This window comes from Leptolyngbya sp. FACHB-541 (assembly GCF_014695875.1).
In the GTDB taxonomy this organism is placed as follows: domain Bacteria; phylum Cyanobacteriota; class Cyanobacteriia; order Elainellales; family Elainellaceae; genus JAAUTN01.
This window is the reverse complement of the sequence record NZ_JACJPC010000048.1, coordinates 260,252-282,069: the sequence shown is the minus strand read 5'-3', so window position 1 is coordinate 282,069 and position 21,818 is coordinate 260,252. Positions and strand designations below refer to the sequence as shown.

At 48.1% G+C, this 21,818-nt stretch carries 15 protein-coding genes; 8 read left to right on the top strand and 7 right to left on the bottom strand.

What is annotated here, in order from left to right:
• Positions 1-844: 844 nt before the first annotated feature.
• Entirely contained in the window at positions 845-4,843 is a 3,999-nt protein-coding gene (locus H6G00_RS09940; RefSeq protein ID WP_190796600.1) for a magnesium chelatase subunit H, read from the top strand.
• A gap of 248 nt (positions 4,844-5,091) precedes the next feature.
• Here H6G00_RS09940 and H6G00_RS09935 read toward each other — a convergent pair whose 3' ends face one another.
• Together H6G00_RS09935 and H6G00_RS09930 are read right to left on the bottom strand one after the other, a co-directional pair.
• Positions 5,092-6,687 (bottom strand): B12-binding domain-containing radical SAM protein, encoded by a 1,596-nt coding sequence (locus tag H6G00_RS09935; RefSeq protein ID WP_190796599.1) that lies wholly within the window; start codon positions 6,685-6,687, stop codon positions 5,092-5,094.
• Between the two features lie 103 nt (positions 6,688-6,790).
• Entirely contained in the window at positions 6,791-7,714 is a 924-nt protein-coding gene (locus H6G00_RS09930; RefSeq protein ID WP_190796598.1) for a bestrophin family ion channel, read from the bottom strand.
• 110 nt (positions 7,715-7,824) lie between these two features.
• On the opposite strand from H6G00_RS09930, the gene H6G00_RS09925 reads away from it, so the two are divergent.
• A complete protein-coding gene (locus tag H6G00_RS09925; RefSeq protein ID WP_190796597.1) occupies positions 7,825-9,147 on the top strand; it encodes a 3-isopropylmalate dehydratase large subunit in 1,323 nt (440 codons plus the stop codon).
• 221 nt (positions 9,148-9,368) lie between these two features.
• Here the strand turns inward: H6G00_RS09925 and H6G00_RS09920 are convergent, their stop codons facing one another.
• A complete protein-coding gene (locus H6G00_RS09920) occupies positions 9,369-11,717 on the bottom strand; it encodes a hypothetical protein (protein WP_190796596.1) in 2,349 nt (782 codons plus the stop codon).
• A 404-nt stretch (positions 11,718-12,121) separates the two neighbouring features.
• Between H6G00_RS09920 and arfB the strand changes: the two genes are divergently transcribed.
• From arfB to H6G00_RS09900, 4 genes are all read left to right on the top strand, one after another.
• The gene (gene arfB, locus H6G00_RS09915; RefSeq protein WP_190644538.1) at positions 12,122-12,538 is read left to right on the top strand and encodes an alternative ribosome rescue aminoacyl-tRNA hydrolase ArfB; all 417 of its coding nucleotides are present in this window, start codon (positions 12,122-12,124) and stop codon (positions 12,536-12,538) included.
• 181 nt (positions 12,539-12,719) lie between these two features.
• The gene (locus tag H6G00_RS09910) at positions 12,720-12,914 is read left to right on the top strand and encodes a heavy-metal-associated domain-containing protein (protein ID WP_190644537.1); all 195 of its coding nucleotides are present in this window, start codon (positions 12,720-12,722) and stop codon (positions 12,912-12,914) included.
• A 77-nt stretch (positions 12,915-12,991) separates the two neighbouring features.
• The gene (locus H6G00_RS09905; protein ID WP_190796595.1) at positions 12,992-15,250 is read left to right on the top strand and encodes a heavy metal translocating P-type ATPase; all 2,259 of its coding nucleotides are present in this window, start codon (positions 12,992-12,994) and stop codon (positions 15,248-15,250) included.
• Between the two features lie 57 nt (positions 15,251-15,307).
• Positions 15,308-15,826, top strand: coding sequence for a cupredoxin domain-containing protein (locus tag H6G00_RS09900; protein ID WP_190796594.1), 519 nt, complete (start codon positions 15,308-15,310; stop codon positions 15,824-15,826).
• A 99-nt stretch (positions 15,827-15,925) separates the two neighbouring features.
• Here the strand turns inward: H6G00_RS09900 and H6G00_RS09895 are convergent, their stop codons facing one another.
• From H6G00_RS09895 to H6G00_RS09885, 3 genes are all read right to left on the bottom strand, one after another.
• Complete coding sequence (locus H6G00_RS09895) at positions 15,926-16,330, bottom strand: hypothetical protein (protein WP_190644534.1); 405 nt, start codon at positions 16,328-16,330, stop codon at positions 15,926-15,928.
• Entirely contained in the window at positions 16,323-17,216 is an 894-nt protein-coding gene (locus tag H6G00_RS09890) for a pirin family protein (RefSeq protein ID WP_190796593.1), read from the bottom strand. Before H6G00_RS09890 ends, H6G00_RS09895 begins: the two co-directional genes overlap by 8 nt.
• A gap of 220 nt (positions 17,217-17,436) precedes the next feature.
• Positions 17,437-17,820 carry a DUF6220 domain-containing protein gene (locus tag H6G00_RS09885; protein WP_190796592.1) on the bottom strand — a complete coding sequence of 128 codons (384 nt, stop codon included), beginning with the start codon at positions 17,818-17,820 and terminating at the stop codon, positions 17,437-17,439.
• Between the two features lie 354 nt (positions 17,821-18,174).
• On the opposite strand from H6G00_RS09885, the gene H6G00_RS09880 reads away from it, so the two are divergent.
• A complete protein-coding gene (locus H6G00_RS09880) occupies positions 18,175-19,953 on the top strand; it encodes a lipase family protein (protein ID WP_190796591.1) in 1,779 nt (592 codons plus the stop codon).
• A 1-nt stretch (position 19,954) separates the two neighbouring features.
• On the opposite strand, the gene H6G00_RS09875 is transcribed toward H6G00_RS09880, so the two are convergent.
• Complete coding sequence (locus tag H6G00_RS09875; protein WP_242042211.1) at positions 19,955-20,509, bottom strand: GIY-YIG nuclease family protein; 555 nt, start codon at positions 20,507-20,509, stop codon at positions 19,955-19,957.
• A gap of 440 nt (positions 20,510-20,949) precedes the next feature.
• Between H6G00_RS09875 and H6G00_RS09870 the strand changes: the two genes are divergently transcribed.
• Positions 20,950-21,618, top strand: a complete 669-nt coding sequence (locus tag H6G00_RS09870) for a pentapeptide repeat-containing protein (RefSeq protein ID WP_190644529.1) — start codon at positions 20,950-20,952, stop codon at positions 21,616-21,618.
• Positions 21,619-21,818 lie beyond the last annotated feature (200 nt).

The window sequence follows — 21,818 nt, the reverse complement described above, 5'->3', positions numbered from 1 at the left end:
AAAGTTATGGTTACACCTTCAGAAGATGAGGTTGCGCTGCTTAAGACCATTCTTACAGCGCTTAGAGCGATTAAGGTTTGGGAGATTGATAAGGCTTTGGTGATCTTGAGTAAGGGCGATCGCTAACCCAGAAGCACCCATCTGCGTAGAAAAAGAGCGATCGCTTCTCAATTGCTGTTAGCTACGTCTGCTGGTTTGGTGATGGAGGGGGAAGGGGCGATCGCCTAGCCCAGCTAGAGCAGTTTTAAACAAGAAACGCAAAATTTTCGGCTTCCTTGAGAAGTCGTAAATCTCAACAGTCAAAACAATTTCAATGAGTGAAAATTAGTAAAGGGTGCGATCGCTCTGCACAAGCCTAGAGGCAGGATTCTCCAAAGCTCCATCTAACGAAATTCTTCAAAAGCGAATTTCTAAACTCTAGTTAAAAAACAAAGCTTGAATCTCTATTTCTAATCTTACAAATATCTGAAACTAAATCTTCTGGCGCTTGCCGAGAGACAGTCTCAGATAATTACCAGAAGCAAGCTTTACACTTATTCATAAATATGAAAGCAAATACTTTTAGACGTGTCAACTATTGTAAATAAATATCTCGGAGTTTTTATCGAATTGTGTCAGATATCGGGTAGATCTGTCATTGGGTAAGGGTTTTCTGATAAAAATCTCTTGAGACACTACTTAGCGTTTAGCAACATGCTGTTGGTTCGCCGCTGTTACAGGCTGTAAACTTTACCTCTGTGTTCAGCGAATCGAGTCCCTTCAGTCGCTCGTTGCAGCCGCTAATCGCTAAGTTTTATGGCTAATCGCTGAGTACTGACCCGCTTTTGAGAAGGAGCCTACCCGCATGTTCACTCACGTCAAGCCCACCATCAGACATATCGTGCCTGAGCAGCTTCAGGGGCGATCGCTGATCAAGGTGGTCTATGTCGTGCTAGAGCCGCAGTATCAAAGTTCACTGTCGGCAGCCGTCAACGCCATCAATCGCAACAATCCCAACCTGGCAATTGAAATTAGCGGCTATTTGCTGGAAGAACTCCGCAGCCCCGAAAATTACGAGGCATTCCAGCAAGATGTCGCCCAGGCAAATATTTTCATCGGTTCTCTCATCTTCATCGAAGACCTGGCAGACAAGGTTGTTGCTGCGGTTGAGCCGCACCGCGATCGCCTGGATGTGGCAGTCGTCTTTCCCTCGATGCCACAGGTGATGCGCCTGAACAAGATGGGCAGCTTTTCGATGGCTCAGTTGGGTCAGTCGAAGAGTGCGATTGCCCAGTTCATGCGAAAGCGCAAGGAAAAGTCGGGATCTGGCTTCCAGGACGGCATGTTAAAGCTGCTGCAAACCCTGCCCAAGGTGCTGAAGTACCTGCCGATGGACAAGGCGCAGGATGCTCGTAACTTTATGCTCAGCTTCCAGTATTGGCTGGGTGGCTCTGCCGAAAACCTGGAAAACTTCTTGCTGATGCTGACCGACAAATACGTCAGCAGCGCTGATACTAAGGGAACGACGCTCCAGTATCGCGATCCGGTCACCTATCCCGACATGGGCATTTGGCATCCGCTAGCGCCCTGCATGTTTGAGGATGTGAAGGAATATCTCAACTGGTATAGCTCTCGCAAAGACATTTCTGCCGACCTCAAAGATCCATTGGCTCCCTGCGTTGGTCTAGTGCTTCAGCGGACTCACTTGGTGACGGGTGATGATGCTCATTACGTCGCCATGATCCAAGAGTTGGAATGCATGGGCGCACGGGTAATTCCCGTTTTTGCGGGTGGTTTGGACTTCTCAAAGCCCGTTGATGCTTACTTCTGGGAAGCTGGACGCTCTGCCCAATCTCTAGCCTCCAAACCCCTCATTGATGTTGTCATTTCCCTGACTGGCTTTGCTCTAGTTGGCGGTCCGGCGCGGCAAGATCACCCCAAGGCGATCGATGCGCTGAAGCGGTTAAATCGCCCCTACATGGTGGCGCTGCCGCTAGTGTTCCAAACAACGGAGGAATGGCAGGATAGCGATTTAGGTCTGCACCCGATTCAGGTAGCGCTGCAAATTGCGATTCCTGAACTGGATGGGGCGATCGAGCCAATTATTCTGTCTGGACGGGATGGCACAACGGGTAAGGCGATCGCCCTTCAAGATCGAATCGAAGCCATCGCCCAACGCGCCATGAAATGGGCAACCTTGCGACGCAAGCCCAAAGTCCAAAAGAAAGTGGCGATCACCGTCTTCAGCTTCCCGCCCGACAAAGGCAACGTGGGTACAGCAGCTTACCTGGATGTGTTTGGCTCCATCTTTGAAGCAATGCAGGCTCTAAAGCATAACGGCTATGACGTTGAAGATTTGCCTGACTCATCCGAAGCGCTAATGCAGGCTGTAATCCATGACGCTCAGGCGCAGTACAGCAGCCCTGAACTGAATGTGGCCTACCGGATGTCTGTCCCAGAATACGAAGACTTAACGCCCTACTCGGAGCGTCTGCATGAATCCTGGGGTCCACCTCCAGGTCATCTCAACACCGATGGACAGGATTTGCTGATTTACGGCAAGCAGTTTGGCAACGTATTCATTGGCATTCAGCCCACCTTTGGCTACGAGGGCGACCCGATGCGGCTGTTGTTCTCCCGCTCTGCTAGCCCCCATCACGGATTCGCAGCCTACTACACCTACCTAGAACACATCTGGAAAGCAGATGCAGTGCTGCACTTCGGCACCCACGGTTCTCTAGAATTCATGCCCGGTAAGCAAATGGGGATGTCGGGCGAATGCTACCCCGATAGCTTGATTGGCACGATCCCCAATCTCTATTACTACGCGGCGAATAACCCTTCTGAAGCAACGATCGCCAAGCGACGCAGCTATGCCGAGACGATCAGCTATCTCACGCCTCCGGCTGAAAATGCTGGGTTATACAAGGGCTTGAAGGAACTGAGCGAGCTGATTGCCTCCTACCAAACGCTGAAGGACACGGGACGCGGCGTTCCGATTGTGAATGCGATCGTAGACAAGTGCCGCATCGTCAATCTGGACAAGGACATTGATCTGCCAGAGCAAGACGCAAAAGACCTGACTTCTGAAGAACGGGATACGCTGGTCGGCAAGGTCTACATTCGGCTAATGGAGATCGAGTCGCGGCTGTTGCCCTGCGGTCTACACGTCATTGGCAAACCGCCCACGGCTGAAGAGGCGATCGCCACCCTGGTTAACATCGCCAGCCTCGATCGCCCCGAAGACGACATTCTCGGACTGCCTCGGATTATTGCCAACAGCATTGGGCGTGATCTGGATGACATTTACAAGAAGAGCGATCGCGGCGTTTTAGAAGACGTGCAGTTGCTCTATGACATCAACCAGGCAACCCGAATCGCAGTCGCATCCCTGGTGAAAGAGCAGATCGACGCAGATGGGCGCGTGTCCAGAGTCGCCAAGCTCAACTTCTTCAACATGGGCAAAAAGGTACCCTGGATCGAGTCACTGCAAGAGTCAGGCTATCCCAAGGTTGATCCCGAAGCAATCAAGCCGCTGTTTGAATATCTGGAATTTTGCCTCAAGCAAATTGTGGCTGATAACGAACTGGGAGCATTGCTTCAAGCGTTAGAAGGTGAATATGTGCTGCCTGGACCAGGGGGCGACCCGATTCGTAATCCGGATGTGCTGCCCACTGGCAAGAATATTCACGCCCTCGATCCCCAGTCGATTCCCACCACAGCGGCCGTTCAAGCCGCGCAAATTGTGGTCGATCGCCTACTCGCACGGCAGAAAGCTGAGAATGGCGGACGCTATCCCGAAACGATCGCCTTCGTTCTCTGGGGTACCGACAACATCAAGACCTACGGTGAATCTCTGGCACAGGTAATGCTGCTGCTGGGCGTTCGCCCCGTGCCCGACTCGCTAGGACGGGTGAACAAACTAGAGCTAATTCCCCTGTCGGAACTCAAGCGCCCCCGGGTTGACGTAGTTGTGAACTGCTCCGGCGTATTCCGTGACCTGTTCATCAACCAAATGAATTTGCTCGATCGCGCCGTCAAAATGGCCGCCGAAGCAGACGAACCTTTGGAGATGAACTTCGTCCGCAAACACGCACTGAAGCAAGCCGACGACCTGGGAATTAACCTGAGACAGGCAGCTACCCGCGTCTTCTCTAATGCCTCCGGTTCCTATGCGGCAAACGTCAACCTAGCCGTGGAGAATAGCACCTGGGAAAGCGAGTCAGAGCTTCAGGATATGTACCTGGCGCGGAAATCCTTCGCCTTTAACTCCGACAACCCCGGCATGATGGATCAGTCGCGGGAAATCTTCGAGACGGCGTTGAAAACGGTTGATGTCACCTTCCAAAACCTTGACTCCTCTGAGATTTCGCTTACCGACGTTTCCCACTACTTTGACTCTGACCCCACCAAGGTTGTGTCAAGCCTGCGCGGCGATGGTACGACACCCGCTTCTTACATTGCGGACACCACCACCGCCAACGCTCAGGTTCGCACTCTATCCGAAACCGTGCGGCTCGATGCCCGTACCAAATTGCTCAACCCCAAATGGTACGAGGGAATGCTGAATCACGGCTATGAAGGCGTGCGGGAGCTATCAAAGCGACTGGTGAACACCATGGGCTGGTCAGCCACCGCTGGAGCTGTCGATAACTGGATTTACGAAGACACCAACGCGACGTTTATCCAGGATGAGGAAATGCGAAAGCGGCTAATGAACCTCAACCCTCACTCCTTCCGCAAAATTGTCACGACGCTGTTGGAAGTCAACGGTCGCGGCTATTGGGAGACCAGCGAAAACAACCTCAACCTATTGCGCGAACTCTACCAGGAAGTCGAAGATCGGATTGAGGGAATTGAGTAACTGATCAGGTCATTGGTCGATTAGTAACGTGACATAGGGTTACAACGAGAAAAAGGAGGGGCTAAAAGCCCCTCCTTTTTTGTTTTCAGAATCGTGACAAAATCGATTTGTACGGAATCCGTTTCGTAAAGGAGCACTATTGGGTGTACGGGCGAAGCATTCGGCAAAAGAATTGTGCTTCAATTGCAAGGATTGTAACCGAATGCTTCGCCCCTACCGGCATCGCTACTCTATAGACGAATTTGGTACTATACCAGTGCTTCTACCGTTTTTTCATCTTCCTGTAAGCTTTCGCTGGGCTGTAAACGCGCTTCTTCTGCAAAAAATTCCTGAAGTTGCGCCTCGATCTCATCTTTCACGATTTGGCGATATTCCAGAAAATGTTCGTTGTGGGCACAGACAGCGAGGTAGTGTTCAAACACGGCGGGATTGTGTTTGAGAATGCCAAACAGGTGATGCCAGAACATCCAGCGAGTGTTGCGCTTGATGCCCTGCCGCCAGCAGACCGTGAGCAATGCCCGGAGGTCAATCCAACTCGGCAACTTGGCGGGAGGTTTGCAGCGGGGGGCACCCAGCATGAGGAAGTGACGATAGGTGCGATCGAGATAGGTTTTGGGTTCGTAGATCCGCCAGAAGGCATCGACGTATTCTCTGGCAATGTCTTCGAGCGGACGCGTGGGGACGAAGTTCATCAGAGTGGTTTGGTTGATGTTGCCGTCTTTGCCTGCTCGGAGTCGCCCTTCCTTCTCCAAACGATGCCATAGCGCCGTGTTGGGCAGTGCTTGCAGCATGGCAAAGGTGGTGGTGGGAATGGTGGTTTGCTCGGTAAAGCGAACGATGCGATCGCCTGCCCCTTTCTTCTCCCCGTCAAACCCGATGATAAATCCTGCCATTACCCGTAAACCTGATCTGGTAATGATTTCCACCGATTCAGCCAGTGAACTGCGGGTATTTTGAAACTTCTTGGTCATCGCCAAACTGTCTTCGTCCGGCGTTTCAATGCCCAAGAACACCGCATTAAAAAAGCAATCAACCATCAAATCCAGCAACTCCTCATCCTGCGCCAAGTCAACGGATGCTTCCGTGTTAAAGGCGAAAGGATACTGGTGTTCTGCCTGCCAGACTTTCAGTTCTTTAAGAAATAGCTTAACGTTGCGCTTATTGCCGATGAAGTTGTCATCTACCATAAACACGCTGCGCCGCCAGCCGAGTTCATACAGGTAATCCAACTCTTGCAACAACTGAGCGGGCGTCTTGGTGCGGGGCTTTCGTCCATAGAGGACAATGATGTCGCAGAACTCACACTGAAACGGGCATCCCCGCGAAAACTGCACCGACATGGAGTCATAAGCGGCAAACTCCAGCAAGTCAAACCGAGGAACGGGTGTGGTCGTCACATCGGGTTTCTCATTTGTGCGGAAAATACCCTGTGATTCGCCCCGCTGGATCGCCTCAACGAACATCGGCAGCGTAATCTCGCCCTCGTCCAGAATCAGGTAATCTGCTCCGGCAGCTAACGGTTCCTCTGGTACAGACGTGGGGTAAGGTCCGCCCACCGCAACCCGTTTGCCGCGCCGCTTTGCCTCCCGAATCTGGTCGAGCAAGTCTTGCTTCTGCACAATCATCGCGGAAATGACTACAACCTCAGCCCATTCCCACTCTGCCTCTGTGACTGCCCGGACGTTGCGGTCTACTAGCTTAAACTCCCATTCTTGAGGCAAGATTGCTGCCACGGTCACTAACCCCAGAGGTGGCAGCAGAACCTTGCGATTGACCAATTCTAAAATCTTTTCGTATGACCAAAAGGTTTTAGGAAACAATGGATAAAGCAGCAGAACCCTCATGAATCTGAAACCCCACACTTTAAATAACTTGGCTAGTGAACAACAAAAATGTCCGCTAGTCTATGTTGACCTAGCATAGCTTGAGAGTTGAGATATCTGTGCTTTAGGAATCCTGTTGGATTTCCGGGTCAGCCAAAAGGTTTGCCCCACTGGGGGATAGCGATATTAAGTCATTTATGTTGCGCTGCATGGTTTCACAAATGGCATCAAGCGGTAGGTCATTAGCATCACGACCAAAGGGATTTTCAATTTCAATTCCAATCTCTTCAATGCCAAACAAAGTAAAGCTAATTAAGGCAACAATTGAACCCGTCCACCAACCCAAATCACCAATCAATTGAAACGGTAAACTTAGACAGTAAATTAACAGTAATTGCCTTAGATGAATAGCATAAGCTAAAGGCATCGGTGTTTTTAGAATTCGCTCACAGCCTCCCAGATTATCAACCATTAAATTTAAGAGTTGCTGCATGGAGGTGAGCTGGTGAATGTTCAGGCGATCGCGCTCATGCTGCTGCTGTAAATAGTCGCTAATCCAAAACGCCACCTCCAGAGGTGGATTGTTCATTGATTTCAGCGTGAAATAGCGGGATGGAGAAATCAGGTCTTTCAACTCCTGGTTCACGGGCTCCTGGCGCAGGTGCAGCTTGGTTGCAACCGCAAATGCGACCAGTAATTTCAACGCTGTTTCTTTAGATGGGCGATCGCCCCCATCCTTCTCCAACACGCTCACCCAGATTTGCCGCGCCAAATTGCGAGTTGCGTTGACCAGACCACCCCACAGCTTTCGCCCTTCCCAAAATCGCTCATAGGCTGTATTGGTGCGAAATACGAGCATCAAGCCCAGCACAATATTCGGAATGATGCTGGCTAGAGCGGGCAGAGAAACGGGAACTCCAAACTGGTGTAATAGCGAAACCAGTAACCCAAACAACCCGCAGATCAGAGTGCGAGGCAGCACTGCTGGAATGACCGAGCCTCGAATTTTTAAGGTATCCCGAAACCAGTAGCGTTTTCCGAACTGCATATTATTCAAGTTTGAAGGGGCGATCGCTTACACCGCTCAGGAAGGGCGGAGATGCTATAGCGTCGGTTAGCATAGAATTTAAAGTCTATCTTTAGGAGAAGGCGATCGCTATGGGGATGACCCTGACTGAAAAGATTTTGGCGCGGGCTGCGGGTCGGGCTGGGGTTGAGCCAGGAGACAACATTTGGGTGAATGTTGACCTGCTGATGACCCATGACGTTTGCGGACCGGGCACGATCGGCGTGTTTAAGCGCGAGTTTGGAGCCGATGCTAAAGTTTGGGATTCCGAAAAGATCGTCCTGATTCCTGACCACTACATCTTTACCGCAGACGAACGGGCGAACCGGAACGTTGATATTTTGCGCGACTTTGCTCACGAGCAGAATATCAAGTATTTCTATGACATTACCGATCGCTCTAACTTCAAAGCGAACCCAGATTACAAGGGCGTTTGCCATGTTGCCCTAGCGCAAGAAGGACACACTCGCCCCGGTGAAGTAATGTTTGGCACGGATTCTCACACTTGCAATGCAGGCGCATTTGGGCAGTTTGCCACGGGTATTGGCAACACCGATGCGGGCTTTATTTTGGGTACGGGAAAGCTGCTGATCAAAGTTCCGGCAACGATGCGGTTTGTGCTGGATGGTGAGATGCCCAATTACCTGTTAGCAAAGGACTTAATTCTGCAAATCATTGGCGACATCAGCGTTGCAGGCGCAACCTATCGGACGATGGAATTCGCTGGAACCGCTGTCGAAGCCATGACGATGGAAGAGCGGATGACGCTGTGCAACATGGTGATTGAGGCAGGCGGCAAAAATGGTGTGATTGCACCCGACGAAACCACCTTTGAGTATGTTCGTAGTCGCACCGATAAACCCTTTGAAGCAGTTTACAGCGATGCGGATGCTCTGCTTTATAGCGATCGCCACTATGATGTCACTCAGATTGAACCCGTCGTCGCCAAACCCCATTCTCCCGACAATCGGGCGCTAGCGCGGGAGTGCAGTGACGTCAAAATCGATCGCGTTTACATTGGCTCCTGCACAGGTGGAAAAACCTCCGACTTCCTCCACGCTGCTCAAATCCTTAAAGGGCATCAAGTGAAAGTGCCGACTTACATCGTGCCTGCTACCCAAAAAGTGTACGAAGACCTGTTTACCGTGAAGTATGACGGACAAACCCTGTCCGAAATTCTTTTGACGGCAGGCTGTATCGAACCTGCGGCTCCGTCCTGTGCCGCTTGCCTGGGTGGTCCAAAAGATACGTTTGGGCGAATGAACGAGCCAGAAGTTTGTGTTTCTACCACCAACCGCAACTTCCCTGGACGGATGGGTAACAAGCAATCACAAGTTTACCTTGCGTCTCCCTATACGGCTGCGGCTTCTGCCTTGACTGGATATGTCACCGATCCGCGTGAGTTTCTTAGCTAAGGCTGAGCTAAAGCCACGTAGTTAATCTGCCACCAGTTCTGCCAACATTTCCCTGGAAAACTGGATAGAAGCAACATGGGAAAACTTTTTTGCTTTTGCAGATGACCCCACTTTGGTGAGCGGTTGGTTCTACTACGCTCAGGGTTATATGAGGATTGAGATGTCGCTGTTAGCTTTTGCTTATGATTAAGACAACTCAATCCTCTTAACAAAAACTGTTCCTACTGTGAGCTATTAATCTCACTTAAACGCAACTCACGCATTCCAAGACCAAACTGACGTTGATCGCCACCAAGACCAAGTTCGGCAAGAGATTTAGCATTAGGAATACGAAAAGTGATTTGAAGTGGGCTTTGCTTGTTCACCAAACTTGCAGGCAATATGGCTGTTCTCGCTCCATCGTCAGCCTGCCCGTGGACAAACTCCCATTGAGCAACCTGTTCGCCATTGACAATCACATCTACATCCAGTCTTGGATGAACGTCACGGATAAAAGCTCTAGTCTTTGCTGAAAGTAGGATATCACTTGACGAGCTTGACTTATCAAGTGCCATTGTCAGCAAAGCTTCATTGCCTACAGTCCAGCTTCCCCAACTCCCTGGCTCTGTCCAACCAAAAGAATCATACATCCATCCATCTCCGCCAATGCCAAACTTTACCCAAGTCCCAAGTTCATAATTTCTCTGTACAAATTGGGGCAGCACACTTTCTCCGCGCTGATCTAACTTGATGAAGAATAAATGGTACTTGTTGTGAGTTAAAGGCATTATGTACTCAGAAGATCCTTTTTGTCGATCTAACCATGTGAAGAAAGTGTCAGTATACGGAGTGTTAATGAGCATCCAAAATTCCTGCTCCTCTTCCAATCTCTTTGACCAGTTGTTTGTGTCCTGATTTAAGCGTTGTGGGGATGAGCCAAAGTGTCTAAGTACTCCGTTAGGGTAGGAATAACGGGAATTGTCTGTCATTACAAATGTTTTAACTCCGGGTCGGCTCCATATGTGTTCAGCTAAAAGTGCAAGATTCCGATCACGATGCCCACCGATAGAAGTGTAAGTTGGCAGTTGATAAGCCAGTGTTCTTTGAAAATATCCACTATGTCCCAACAAAATAGCAGTTAGAAGAAAAACTCCTACAAACTGCACAATCTTATTTTCTTTGTTTTCAGGTAGTAATCTCGCTTCTCTCAAACGCTTCTTAAAGAGAAAAAAGGTTTGGAGAATAGCCAAGAGCATTAACAATCCAAAGAGTGGACCTCCGTACCACTGAACAACATCCTTAATCACATTCCAAAATATAGCTGGGTGGAGAGGAAGAGGAATGTTAAGATGCACGACAACTAAAACAGCCACGATTGTAGCAATGGGCCAAATGCAAAGAGCCTGGATTCCAAAGCTGTCTTTTCGGCTAACTATAAAGGGTAGTACAATAGCACTGATTACTCCAAGAATAATCACTACTGGCGCAATCCTTTTATCTTGATAAAGAAAATATTCAGCAAGTGTTGTAGTTCCATCCAACGGGAAAGGTGACCTGCCATCCGGTATAAGAGTTGCTGGCATGAGGAAATAGCTAGCAATCATTCCAACTAATGGAAGAAAAGCCGTTCCTTGCATTAGAAATCTACTATTAAAAACTCGATGATTTTTAACGGAATCAAAATCGATTTTTGTTGCAACGCTCATTATTAATAGAAAGACCAATAAACTAATAGCAACCGATACCCGAGATAAGGATGTAGCGTATGAGGCTGCAATAAAAAGAGGAAAGAGAGCAACAATTTCCAGATTGCGAAATTTTCTGATCAGAGTATTCTTTTCAGTAGAAGTAAAAAACAAGAATACACTGAACATAGCCATATAAGGTATAGTGATCACGCCACTAAAAGCAGCTACGGAGAAGTATAAATTTGCCTCGTAAAATTTTATTTCTCTGAAAGGTTTAAGAAACGATGCAAAGAAAACCATGCTAAATATGACTCCGTAGATTGATGGTTTTCCTGTAACAAAAGCACCCCATTGACCAAAAGCGCTAAAAAATAGAATAAAGAAATAAAGAGCTGAAAAGAGCCATAGGGGTTTGTAGCAAAGCTGTTCAAAGATGTAGAAACAACACAGGAGAATTAAAATGAACAGAGCTGGCTTAAAGGCACTAGAAACGGTCGTTAGAGGAATATGACTGAACAGATTTCCCACATAGTAGATAAGAGATGAATAGCCAATTTGTCCGTAATTATTGGACTCCCAGAATGAAATCTCTGGTCTAATCAAATATTGTGTCCAACTCAGTTGAGCATTATCAAAAGCATAAGGAAAGTAGTAGAAGGAAGCTAATCCTATAGCGAGAGCAACAATGCCTAAGCACCAGGTTGCTTTTCGAGTTATGACAGCCTTTACCTGACGAAGTATGTTGCGGGTGTAGGAGTAGTTTAAGGTAAGTGCAGTTATAACTATCAGAATATCAAGCGAATATTTAAGAGCCAGAATGTATTTTGAGGATAGCAGTCCCGTGCTATAGAAAATATAAAATTGGGCTGCATTCCAGTAAAGGGCTAAAGCAATAGGCAACAATAGAGAACTATAGGATGTCTGGGTTAAAGTCGTCGATGGCCAAATTCGATTAAGCCAGGATTGAAACGCCAAACCAACCGTAAAGATGCTAAAGAGAAAATGCAGTTGAGCGCAGATTAATAGAATACAAAATATATTCAACATTTTTATTTGATTCGTTGATTATTGGGTACTACAGTAACGCTGAATGAGTGGGAAAACGCTCTTTTGGAAAGTTAAATTGCTCGTCCTAGATAATACAATGCAATTGCTCTGGAAGTAAGTCTGTGGCTTGAACAATCTTCAACTCTGGAGGGAACCAATACTAAACCTAGTACTTTATGCTGGAGTAGATTTGACTCGGATAAACTCACTTAACGCCTGCCCAAGAAAATGATTAATTGTTCTGCATTAAACTGGTAATCATGCTGCAAATTTCTAATACGGTGAGTATTCCAGAGCATGAGATTGAGATGAGTGCGGTGCGATCGCAAGGGGCGGGCGGGCAAAACGTTAATAAAGTAGCAACGGCGATTCATCTGCGCTTTGATATTGGGGCTTCTTCACTGCCCGAACGCTACAAGGAGCGATTGTTGAAGCTGAATGACCAGCGCATAACCAAAGAAGGAGTGATTGTCCTCAAAGCTCAGGAACACCGCAGCCAGGAGCAAAACCGGGAAGAAGCCTTGCAACGGCTGCAAGCTTTAATCAAGAGTGCGATCGTCTTACCAAAACCTCGCAAACCCAGCAAACCCACCCGAAGCTCCCAGAGAAAGCGTTTAGATCGCAAAACCAAACGTAGTCAGATCAAGGCGGCGCGAGGCAAAGTCACGGAAGAATAAGTGTTGCACCCTCGGGCTAGCAATGCATTCCATCTTTGCAGATTCATGCTCATTCCTACTAGGGAGAGAGCTGTAGATCGGGTTGAACATCAAACAAAAATTTCTATTTACCCCCTTGACTGTCTAGTGTACTGGAGAGTTCATCATGGATGTAGTCGAACAATGTTCAAGGATTTACATCATGGCTCTCGAACTCCAAGTTCCCAATATGGCTTGCTCTGCTTGTAGCGACACCATCACTAAGGCAATCAAGGCGATCGACCCTGCGGCTACAGTTCAGGCTGACCCCAAGACAAAGCAGGTCAAAGTTGAAACGCAGCAATCAGAAACAGCGGTGAAACAAGCGATCGCCGATGCAGGCTACACAGTGGCGTAGGCAAAATCCGTTCACTGTCCGAACCATAACCAGGAACTAATTTACTTCAATCTTTTGAAGAATCGAGGGAATCCGTCATGGATACAGCAAACTTAAAGCTGCGAGGCATGAGTTGTGCCTCCTGCGCTAGCAACGTTGAAGATGCCATTCGTTCTGTGCCTGGAGTCGAGGCATGCAGCGTGAATTTTGGGGCTGAGCAAGCGACCGTCACTTATGATTCAGGCAAAACGGATATGTCTGCCATTCAGGGTGCGGTTGATGCAGCGGGATATACAGCTCTGCCCATGCAAGAGGATGTGTTAGCACCCGAAGATGATGCCGAACGGCAAGAACGCCAAGCAGAAAACCGCAAACTTACCCGCCGAGTCTGGTTTAGTGGCATCGTCAGCGCTGTTCTGGTGATTGGGTCGTTGCCTGCCATGACGGGTTTACCAATTCCTTTCATTCCCATGTGGCTACATCATCCCTGGCTTCAGCTTGTGCTAACTGCCCCAGTGCTATTTTGGGCAGGGCGATCGTTCTTTGTGAATGCCTGGAAAGCGTTGAAGCGACACACCGCAACGATGGATACGCTGGTTGCGGTGGGGACAGGAACAGCTTATCTCTACTCTTTATTCCCGACGCTTCTACCCCAACGGTTTACCGCCCAGGGACTTCAACCCGATGTGTATTTTGAAGCAGCGGCGGTAATCATTGCCTTGCTTCTATTGGGGCGACTCCTGGAAAACCGAGCAAAAGGACAGACCTCAGAAGCAATGCGGAAGCTGATGGGGCTACAGGCAAAGACGGCACGGGTGATTCGGAACGGTCGCGAGATCGATATTCCGATCGCTGAAGTAGTTTTGGGCGATATTATCTTCGTTCGCCCGGGTGAAAAAATTCCAGTGGATGGCGAAATTGTAGAGGGCGCTTCCACGATCGATGAGGCAATGGTGACGGGTGAAAGTGTGCCTGTGAAAAAGCAACCTGGGGATGAAGTGATAGGAGCCACTATCAACAAAACAGGCAGCTTTAAGTTTCGGGCAACGCGAGTCGGTAAGGATACTTTCCTGGCGCAGATTGTAAAACTGGTGCAGCAGGCGCAGGGGTCAAAAGCGCCAATTCAACGATTGGCAGACCAGGTGACGGGATGGTTTGTGCCAGCAGTGATTGCGATCGCCATTCTTACCTTTGTCATCTGGTTTAACGTCATGGGCAATGTGACGATGGCATTGATTACAACGGTTGGAGTGCTGATTATTGCCTGTCCATGTGCGCTGGGTCTTGCGACGCCAACCTCCATTATGGTGGGTACGGGGAAAGGAGCAGAGAACGGCATTCTGATCAAAGGAGCCGAAAGTCTGGAACTAGCCCATAAGCTGCAAACGATCGTACTTGATAAAACAGGCACCATTACACAAGGTAAGCCCACCGTAACCGACTACATAACGGTGAATGGGACAGCAAATGGGAATGAGTTAAAACTACTGCGTCTAGCTGCATCCGTTGAACGTAACTCAGAACATCCTTTAGCAGAAGCTGTGGTGCAATATGCCCAATCTCAGGGGATCGAGTTAGCCAATGCCCAAGAGTTTGAGGCGATCGCGGGTAGTGGTGTGCAGGGTTATGTGTCTGACCGATGGGTGCAGATTGGCACACACCGTTGGATGAATGAGTTAGGGATTGCAACGAACTCATTACAACAACACTGGGAGCGACTGGAGTATCTCGGCAAAACCGTAATTTGGATTGCGGTAGATGGGAAAGTCGAAGGCATTATGGGCATTGCTGATGCAGTAAAACCCTCTTCTGCTAACGCCATTCGCACTTTGCAAAAAATGGGTTTAGAAGTGGTGATGCTGACTGGAGACAACCAGCGAACAGCCAATGTAATTGCCCGTGAAGTGGGGATTCAGCGTATCTTTGCGGAAGTTCGCCCCGATCAAAAAGCGGCAACTGTTGAATCGATTCAGTCAGAAGGTCGAGTTGTGGCAATGGTCGGTGATGGCATTAACGATGCACCTGCTCTGGCTCAAGCGGATGTCGGAGTCGCTATTGGAACGGGAACTGATGTGGCGATCGCCGCTAGCGACATTACTCTGATTTCGGGTGACTTGCAGGGCATTGTTACAGCAATTCAACTCAGTCGTGCCACCATTCGCAACATCAAACAAAACTTGTTTTTTGCATTCATTTACAACGTTGCTGGAATTCCAATTGCCGCAGGTATCCTTTACCCCGTTTTTGGTTGGTTACTCAGTCCGATTATTGCGGGTGCGGCAATGGCGTTTAGCTCGGTTTCAGTGGTGACGAATGCTTTGAGGCTGCGAAACTTTAAGGCAACGGGTCATGGGTAATTGGATAACGGTGGAGATTTCAGGGCAGATCGCAGGGGCAATATAGGAGGTGTTCAAATGGTTAATCGCTCAACAGCTTTAAGGATTATTGCAACATCCATAATGTTGCTGGGATTGACTTCTGGTGAGGCGATTGCTCAAATGCCTCATGACGAAATGCCGTCTGGACATGGAGACTTCCAACGGATTGAACAACCTCTGTGGATGAAGGGAGCCGTGACTGCAAGTGGTTTAGGATTGATTGGGTTGGAGCTATGGTGGTTTCTCTTAAGCAAACCAAAGTCACGCCAAGCTATAGCCCAAGGAGGGGTTCAGGAAGTCACTGTGACTGTTGATGGCGGTTATGAACCGAGCCAAATTGTGGTGAAAGCAGGTCAACTCGTGCGGCTAAATTTTGATCGCAAAGACCCCAGTAGCTGCCTTGAGGAAGTGCACTTTCCTGATTTCCGCATTGCTCAAGATCTTCCCCTTAACCGGACGACAGCGATCGAGTTTACACCAGACAAACCGGGTCGATATGAGTTCACCTGTAGTATGAATATGTTTCGAGGGGTGGTGGAGGTTAAAAACTCCTAAAGTACGCCAAAGAAGCCTACGTTCTCTCCAAATATATGAAGGGGCATCCCGCGCGGCGGGATGCCCCTTCATATATAGCCCTGTTGTTTGAAATGGGTATTAGCTCGCTAGCAACATGACGACATCAGCGTGAGCCAACACGACATCCGGGTTGCGCTGAAGCGCTGCGTCATATCTCATCGCGAAATGATCTCCCAATTCGTTGGGGGTAAGCAAAGTCCGCGTGTCTGACATGAGAGTGGCGATCGCCTCTGCTGTAACGGGTTCATCTGCATGAAGCAGCTCATCAATCTGCACAACCAGTTCTGAGAGTCGGTGCAACCAGGCAAACTGTTCGTGATTGATCACCAGTTGTAGCAGTTCGCCACCAGAAATTTGTCCTTGTATTTGCTCATAAGTTCTGCGCTCGGTATTGAGCAACAGTTTATGCAGGCGTAACAACTTAATTCGCAGTGTGCTGAGGAGTTGATGCTGGTTGATGCGTTGTTGCAGTGTGTTAGACATGAATTCGTCCCATCCTTCCGTTTCGATAATCTTCAATTGCTTGCGAAATTTCAGCTTCGGTATTCATCACAAACGGGCCGTAGCGCACCACTGGCTCGTTGAGGGGAACTCCAGCGATGAGCAGCAGATCGAGGGGTTGTTCAGCATGAGCAGGGTTGGCGATCGCCACCTCGTCTCCATCCTGAGCAAAGATCACCATTTGCCCATCCGTTCCAGGTTCTTGCTCGGTTCCAAACAGTCCAGAACCGTCCAAGACATAGGCAAAAGCGTTGTATTCCTGGGGCACAGGTTGGGCGATCGCGGCACCCGGTTGCAGGGTGTAGTGTAAGTAAATAATCGACGTGCGCGTCTCAATCACCGCTTTTGCACCCAGCGCTTCTCCGGCAATTACCCGCACCGTTACAGACCCGTCTGGAGTTTGAGCAACCGGAATTTGCGCTGCTGGAATTTCCTGATAGCGAGGTGCAATCATCTTGTCACGTTGAGGCAGGTTAACCCACAGTTGAAGTCCGTGAAGCCGTCCTCCTGTGCGAGTAAATTCTGCCTCTGGCATTTCAGAATGGACGACTCCTGCGCCTGCTGTCATCCACTGCACATCACCCGGATTGAGCAGTCCAGCGTGTCCTTCAGAGTCTTTGTGTTGCAAGCGCCCGTCCAAGATGTAGCTAACCGTTTCAAAGCCGCGATGGGGATGGTCGGGCGCGCCTTTTGCTTGACCCGGTTTCAGATCAATTGGACCCAATTCATCGAGCAGGAGAAAGGGATCAAATGCTGAAAAGCTACTTTTGGGAAAAGGACGACGCACCAGGAAGCCTTCCCCTTCTAGCGTTTCAACGCTGTTGACGATTCCAGCAATGGTTCGTAGCACTCCAGCTTGCACGGTCATACCTTTAACTCCTGAAGATGAGGTGATTTCTTGTCGTCCTATATATGACTAGTCATATATTAGCATGGGAACATACTAGCCCCCTGAGTGTGGCTTGTCCCATCTTTTGTTCGGTAAACCGTAAGCTACTACAGAGCCGCCATTGAATTGCGATATTGGATTACAACGTTTCTCTAAAAAGAGGTTACAGATGGTTATTCAAAGCAACGGTGAGTTCGGGTCATACAGTTTCGTCCTCTTTAGGAAACAGGAAACGACTGACGCGATGCACCAACGTGGTTGACACCGAAAATAATGTAAAACCAATCAGCGGATGGGCGATCGCCAATGGAACCGGCGTTTTAAGATGAATAGTGAGAAATTGCAATCCCAAAAGAACTGGCAGACTGGCAGTGAGGCTTCGCACTCGACGAGGAAGGGTGATGCGATATGCCCAGATCAACAAAATGAGAGACAAGCCGCTGTAGCCGCGCACTAGCCATACATGCATCTTCCACCATTCAGGGTGATAGAAATAAGCTAATCCCACCGTTAACACTTGAGCGTTGAGGCAAAGGTTAAAAATCACGACGAGAATAAAAAATCCCATCAGTTTCCAATGCATCGTTTTTTGAGCTGTGATGGGACTTACAGTTTCTGAGGAGAGCGTCATAACGTCTACAGAGTGATATTGAATGGCAACACGACCAGATTAAAAGCAGCCAACTCACCTCGCATAGACCTCGTTCGAGTACACTTTGCTGCTAACCTCAACAGAAATTTCCTTGCAGTTTTTACTTCAAGCGATCGCCTCAACCTGATTCGGTCTACCCTTCAATAACAGGCTGATTCCTCCTTAAAGTCATCCCTTCACAATTCTCCAAATTCGTATCTTATTTAACATGAACTAAACCTTAAAAACACTGGATAAAGTCTTTTCCCCTGATAGCATCTAAAAACTGTTTCAGGGTAGGGAACTATGGGTGTTAAGTTTTTTTCTGCGATTCTAGTTGCATCACTATCCTTAACGAGTTCCCTTGCATCGATTCAGCCTGCCGCTTCTGCGGTGTCTAATACTCCTTTACCTAGTGATGCGCCTATTGAAGTGGCGATCGCCCAAGAGCCTGATCTGCCTGAATCTGACTTAGCAAGCTTATCCTTCCCCGCTACTCAGTGGTTGATCGCGCTTGGATTGATTGGAGGGGCGATCGCGATCGGCTTTGGTGTCTATCGATACAACCAAAACGAACGTTGGTACCGAATTGAGTTTTTACGTAAAACTGTCAAAGAATTTGAGCAAGATCCAGACATTTGGAAAGCGCTCAAGATTCTGGACTTTGAGGAATATCGAGATTACGAAATTAAAAACGGAGAAGACAAAATCGTTTTTCGGGTCAATAACGAACTGCTTTGTCGGGCACTAGGAACCCACGAAGACCGCAGAATTTATCAGAAAGAAATCGATCAGCTTCAGCAAAAAGTTAATGCCGCAGAACAGGGAAGTACCGTCGATGAAGAAACCTTAGAAGGATACAAAAAAAAGCTGCGGCAATATCACATTGAAACCGGGCTAAGAGACTGGTTCAACAAAATGCTAAATGGGCTTGAGCATTTTGGCTACTTTGTTGAATCAGGCATGTTCACTGTTGATGAAATTCGCCCCTGGATGATTTACTGGATTCGACTTATTGCCGACCAGGAATATAAACGTCAGGACGCTTCCAAATTTTATGATCAGCTTTATACCTACATTCATAGATATGGTTTTTCAGGTGTAATCAAACTCTTTGAGCGGTTTGGTTATCGCATTTTACCGACCCCTTACAAAGAATTTGACTTCGCTGACTTGTCAAAAGGTTTACACGAATTTGATCTTCAAACTGCGCTCAGCTTAGCCAAAGCAGCCAATCTAGTTTACTCAGATTTGAGTTATATCAAAGAAATTTGTGTCCGCCGATGGGGCATTCAAGACCTAGAAAACTTTAAATATCTCAACAACCGTGAGCGAGACACCCAGGCTTTTATGTTTAAGACAAAAGATTATGTCATCATCGCTTTTCGCGGCAGTCAAGAAATACAAGATTGGAGAACAAACGCCAGAACACGCTTTGAAAAGTTTGCCATTGCCACAAGTATGGAACCTTTAGATGAAGATACGACTCCACCGATTGGTCAGGTACATCGAGGTTTCCAAGCAGCATGGCGGAGTGTAGAAGAAGGTGTGTTAAAACAGCTTGAAATTTGGGGTGCAGGACGAAAATCTAATTTCCCAATTTTCATCACCGGACATAGTTTAGGTGGCGCACTAGCAACCGTTGCCGCATCCTCGTTAGTCAAACGAGGACGGAAGAATATCCAGGGTGTTTACACGTTTGGGCAGCCCCGCGTGGGAGATTTGGTGTTTGTGAATGAAATTGGTCGAGCATTAAAAGGAAAAGTTTTTCGATTTGTCAACAACAATGACATTGTGCCTCGCGTACCGCCGCCTTATTTGCCCTGGAATCCTACACATATTTATATTCACCTGGGGACAACGTTCTATTTCAACGCTTTTGGGGGTTTAGTTAAACAACCCGGTTGGCTCTATCGGCGGTTTGATTCTCTCATTGGGTTTAGCCGTGCTGTATTTAAGCAAGGTTTAGATGCAATCAATGACCACCGCGTAGAGTTTTACATTAGCAATCTCGAAAAAGCCCTGGAGATTGAAAAAGAACGTCAGGTGCTTGAATCTGAAGAAAGGGAAATAAGTAGCCAGTGAGCTACTTGCCGCCCACAAATGGGGTTGCCCAAAAATCCCAATTTTCTTTGTTGAAGGGCGATCGCCACTTATAAATCAAAGCTGACTCTAACCGCTGTCGGGGGCGAGTTGTTACGGGTGCTTCGGTCCAAAATGCGATACCTAACATAGACGTGAGTTGATGCTGATAGTGAATCTGTCGGTAATTCAGCAAATAGCGCTTGCAGTCGTGTACGCCTTTCCAGCGTTGATTTGACTTTACCGTCTCACCCACATAGAGCAAAATCGGTAGCTCATAATCGATCACAAAATAGAGAGCTGCCGTACCCTGATCTGCTGCTTTCCAACGCCAAAATTCTGTATTCTGTTGCGGCAGGTTGAATGGGTTAATACCGTCAGGGTCAGGCTGGGTTGAACTAGAAGTAAGTCCCGGATCAAACAGCGTTCCTTGCTCTGTCGGAGGGCTGATTTTCACCTGTTGCTGATATTGAAAGATGCGCTGCTTCCAGGATTGCAAAGCAACACAGTCCATTTCTAAAAACTCTTCCTGTCGTCCTAAGCTTCGGTAGCCGCGCAGATCTTCTGGAGAAAAAAGCAGAAGCTGATCGTCGCTCACGATGGCTAAACCTCTATCTATAGCGTATTCACTTCATACACTACGCTAAATATGTTGTAGAGGAAACCCATCTGGAATAGGGGTTGGGAGGGGGCGATCGCCCTCCTATTTGTAACGAAATTTTTCCTTACGATACAAATCTTTCTAATCGCATAATCTTTCTCAAGCTATATTGATCCTGACTCTGCACTCTCCGCAATACGCGCAACACAGACAGTAGATTTACTCATCAGTCAGCGCTGGTCTATCCTCGGTCAATCCTCAGTTCATCCTTGTTTTTGCTTCATTAATACCTGTCAGTTTTGGTCTGTAAGTAGTGAGTGCTTAGCAATGCTCGGTCATTTGATACGCAGGTTCGATGTTAAAAGCCCAAACACAATTCACCCTTAGGAGGCACCTGAGTGGACATCGTAGACTTCAAGCAGCAGTATTTGCAGGGACGACGAGACTTTAGAGAAATCGACTTAACCGGAGCAAACTTAAACTGGACAAACCTGATCGGAATTGATTTAAGCGGCGCAAATCTGCAAAACGCCAGGTTCAGTGCAGCAACTCTTAGACAGGCAAAACTCGTTGGCGCAAATCTTCAAGGGGCAAACCTGCGGGCGGCTGACCTGAGAAATGCAAATTTGACAGGTGCAAACTTAAAAAGTGCTAATTTAGGGCGGGCTGATTTGATGGATATCACCCTGGAAACAGCCGATTTAACCCATGCAGATCTGACGGAGACAATTTCTAAACAGGCAAAGCTACGAAACGCCAACTTGTATGGAGCCAACCTGGGTGGATTAGATCTGAGCCATGCTGACTTGGCAGGTGCAGATCTGCGAAGCACAAATCTAATGTCAGTCAATCTTACAGAAGCCAACCTCCAGGGGGCAAACCTCAGTCAACAAGACCTCACAGGCGCAAACTTGAGAGGCGCTAATTTGAGAGGCGCTAATTTGAGTGAAACCCGGTTGAGCCAAGCTGAACTATATGGAGCTGATTTGAGTGAAGCAAACTTGACCCATGCTTGCCTGGAGCAAGCAAAGCTAGCTGGAGCAAGGCTTCCCGTTTGTTTGCTGTGAATCGTGTGTGCTGTCAGTTCGTGTGTTTCTTGTATATAGTGCTAGTTACTTGAGTTAGAAAAAAGAAGGCAGGGCTTAGCCCTGCCTTCTTTTTTCTAACCTTTCCTCGTTTTTATAACTTGCTAATAACCAGGACACTTCCTCAACCGTCCGCCAAAGTTTTGTGTCTGGACAGGCTTCTCACGCTAAATAGAGTGACA

Bases quoted from the DNA above. Each gene is read 5' to 3' on its own strand.
- H6G00_RS09895 (WP_190644534.1), bottom strand. From the start codon at position 16,330: ATGTCTAACACACTGCAACAACGCATCAACCAGCATCAACTCCTCAGC.
- arfB (WP_190644538.1), top strand. From the start codon at position 12,122: ATGCTGCAAATTTCTAATACGGTGAGTATTCCAGAGCATGAGATTGAG.
- H6G00_RS09935 (WP_190796599.1), bottom strand. From the start codon at position 6,687: ATGAGGGTTCTGCTGCTTTATCCATTGTTTCCTAAAACCTTTTGGTCA.
- H6G00_RS09905 (WP_190796595.1), top strand. From the start codon at position 12,992: ATGGATACAGCAAACTTAAAGCTGCGAGGCATGAGTTGTGCCTCCTGC.
- H6G00_RS09885 (WP_190796592.1), bottom strand. From the start codon at position 17,820: ATGCATTGGAAACTGATGGGATTTTTTATTCTCGTCGTGATTTTTAAC.
- H6G00_RS09925 (WP_190796597.1), top strand. From the start codon at position 7,825: ATGGGGATGACCCTGACTGAAAAGATTTTGGCGCGGGCTGCGGGTCGG.
- H6G00_RS09890 (WP_190796593.1), bottom strand. From the start codon at position 17,216: ATGACCGTGCAAGCTGGAGTGCTACGAACCATTGCTGGAATCGTCAAC.
- H6G00_RS09880 (WP_190796591.1), top strand. From the start codon at position 18,175: ATGGGTGTTAAGTTTTTTTCTGCGATTCTAGTTGCATCACTATCCTTA.
- H6G00_RS09940 (WP_190796600.1), top strand. From the start codon at position 845: ATGTTCACTCACGTCAAGCCCACCATCAGACATATCGTGCCTGAGCAG.
- H6G00_RS09910 (WP_190644537.1), top strand. From the start codon at position 12,720: ATGGCTCTCGAACTCCAAGTTCCCAATATGGCTTGCTCTGCTTGTAGC.
- H6G00_RS09930 (WP_190796598.1), bottom strand. From the start codon at position 7,714: ATGCAGTTCGGAAAACGCTACTGGTTTCGGGATACCTTAAAAATTCGA.
- H6G00_RS09900 (WP_190796594.1), top strand. From the start codon at position 15,308: ATGGTTAATCGCTCAACAGCTTTAAGGATTATTGCAACATCCATAATG.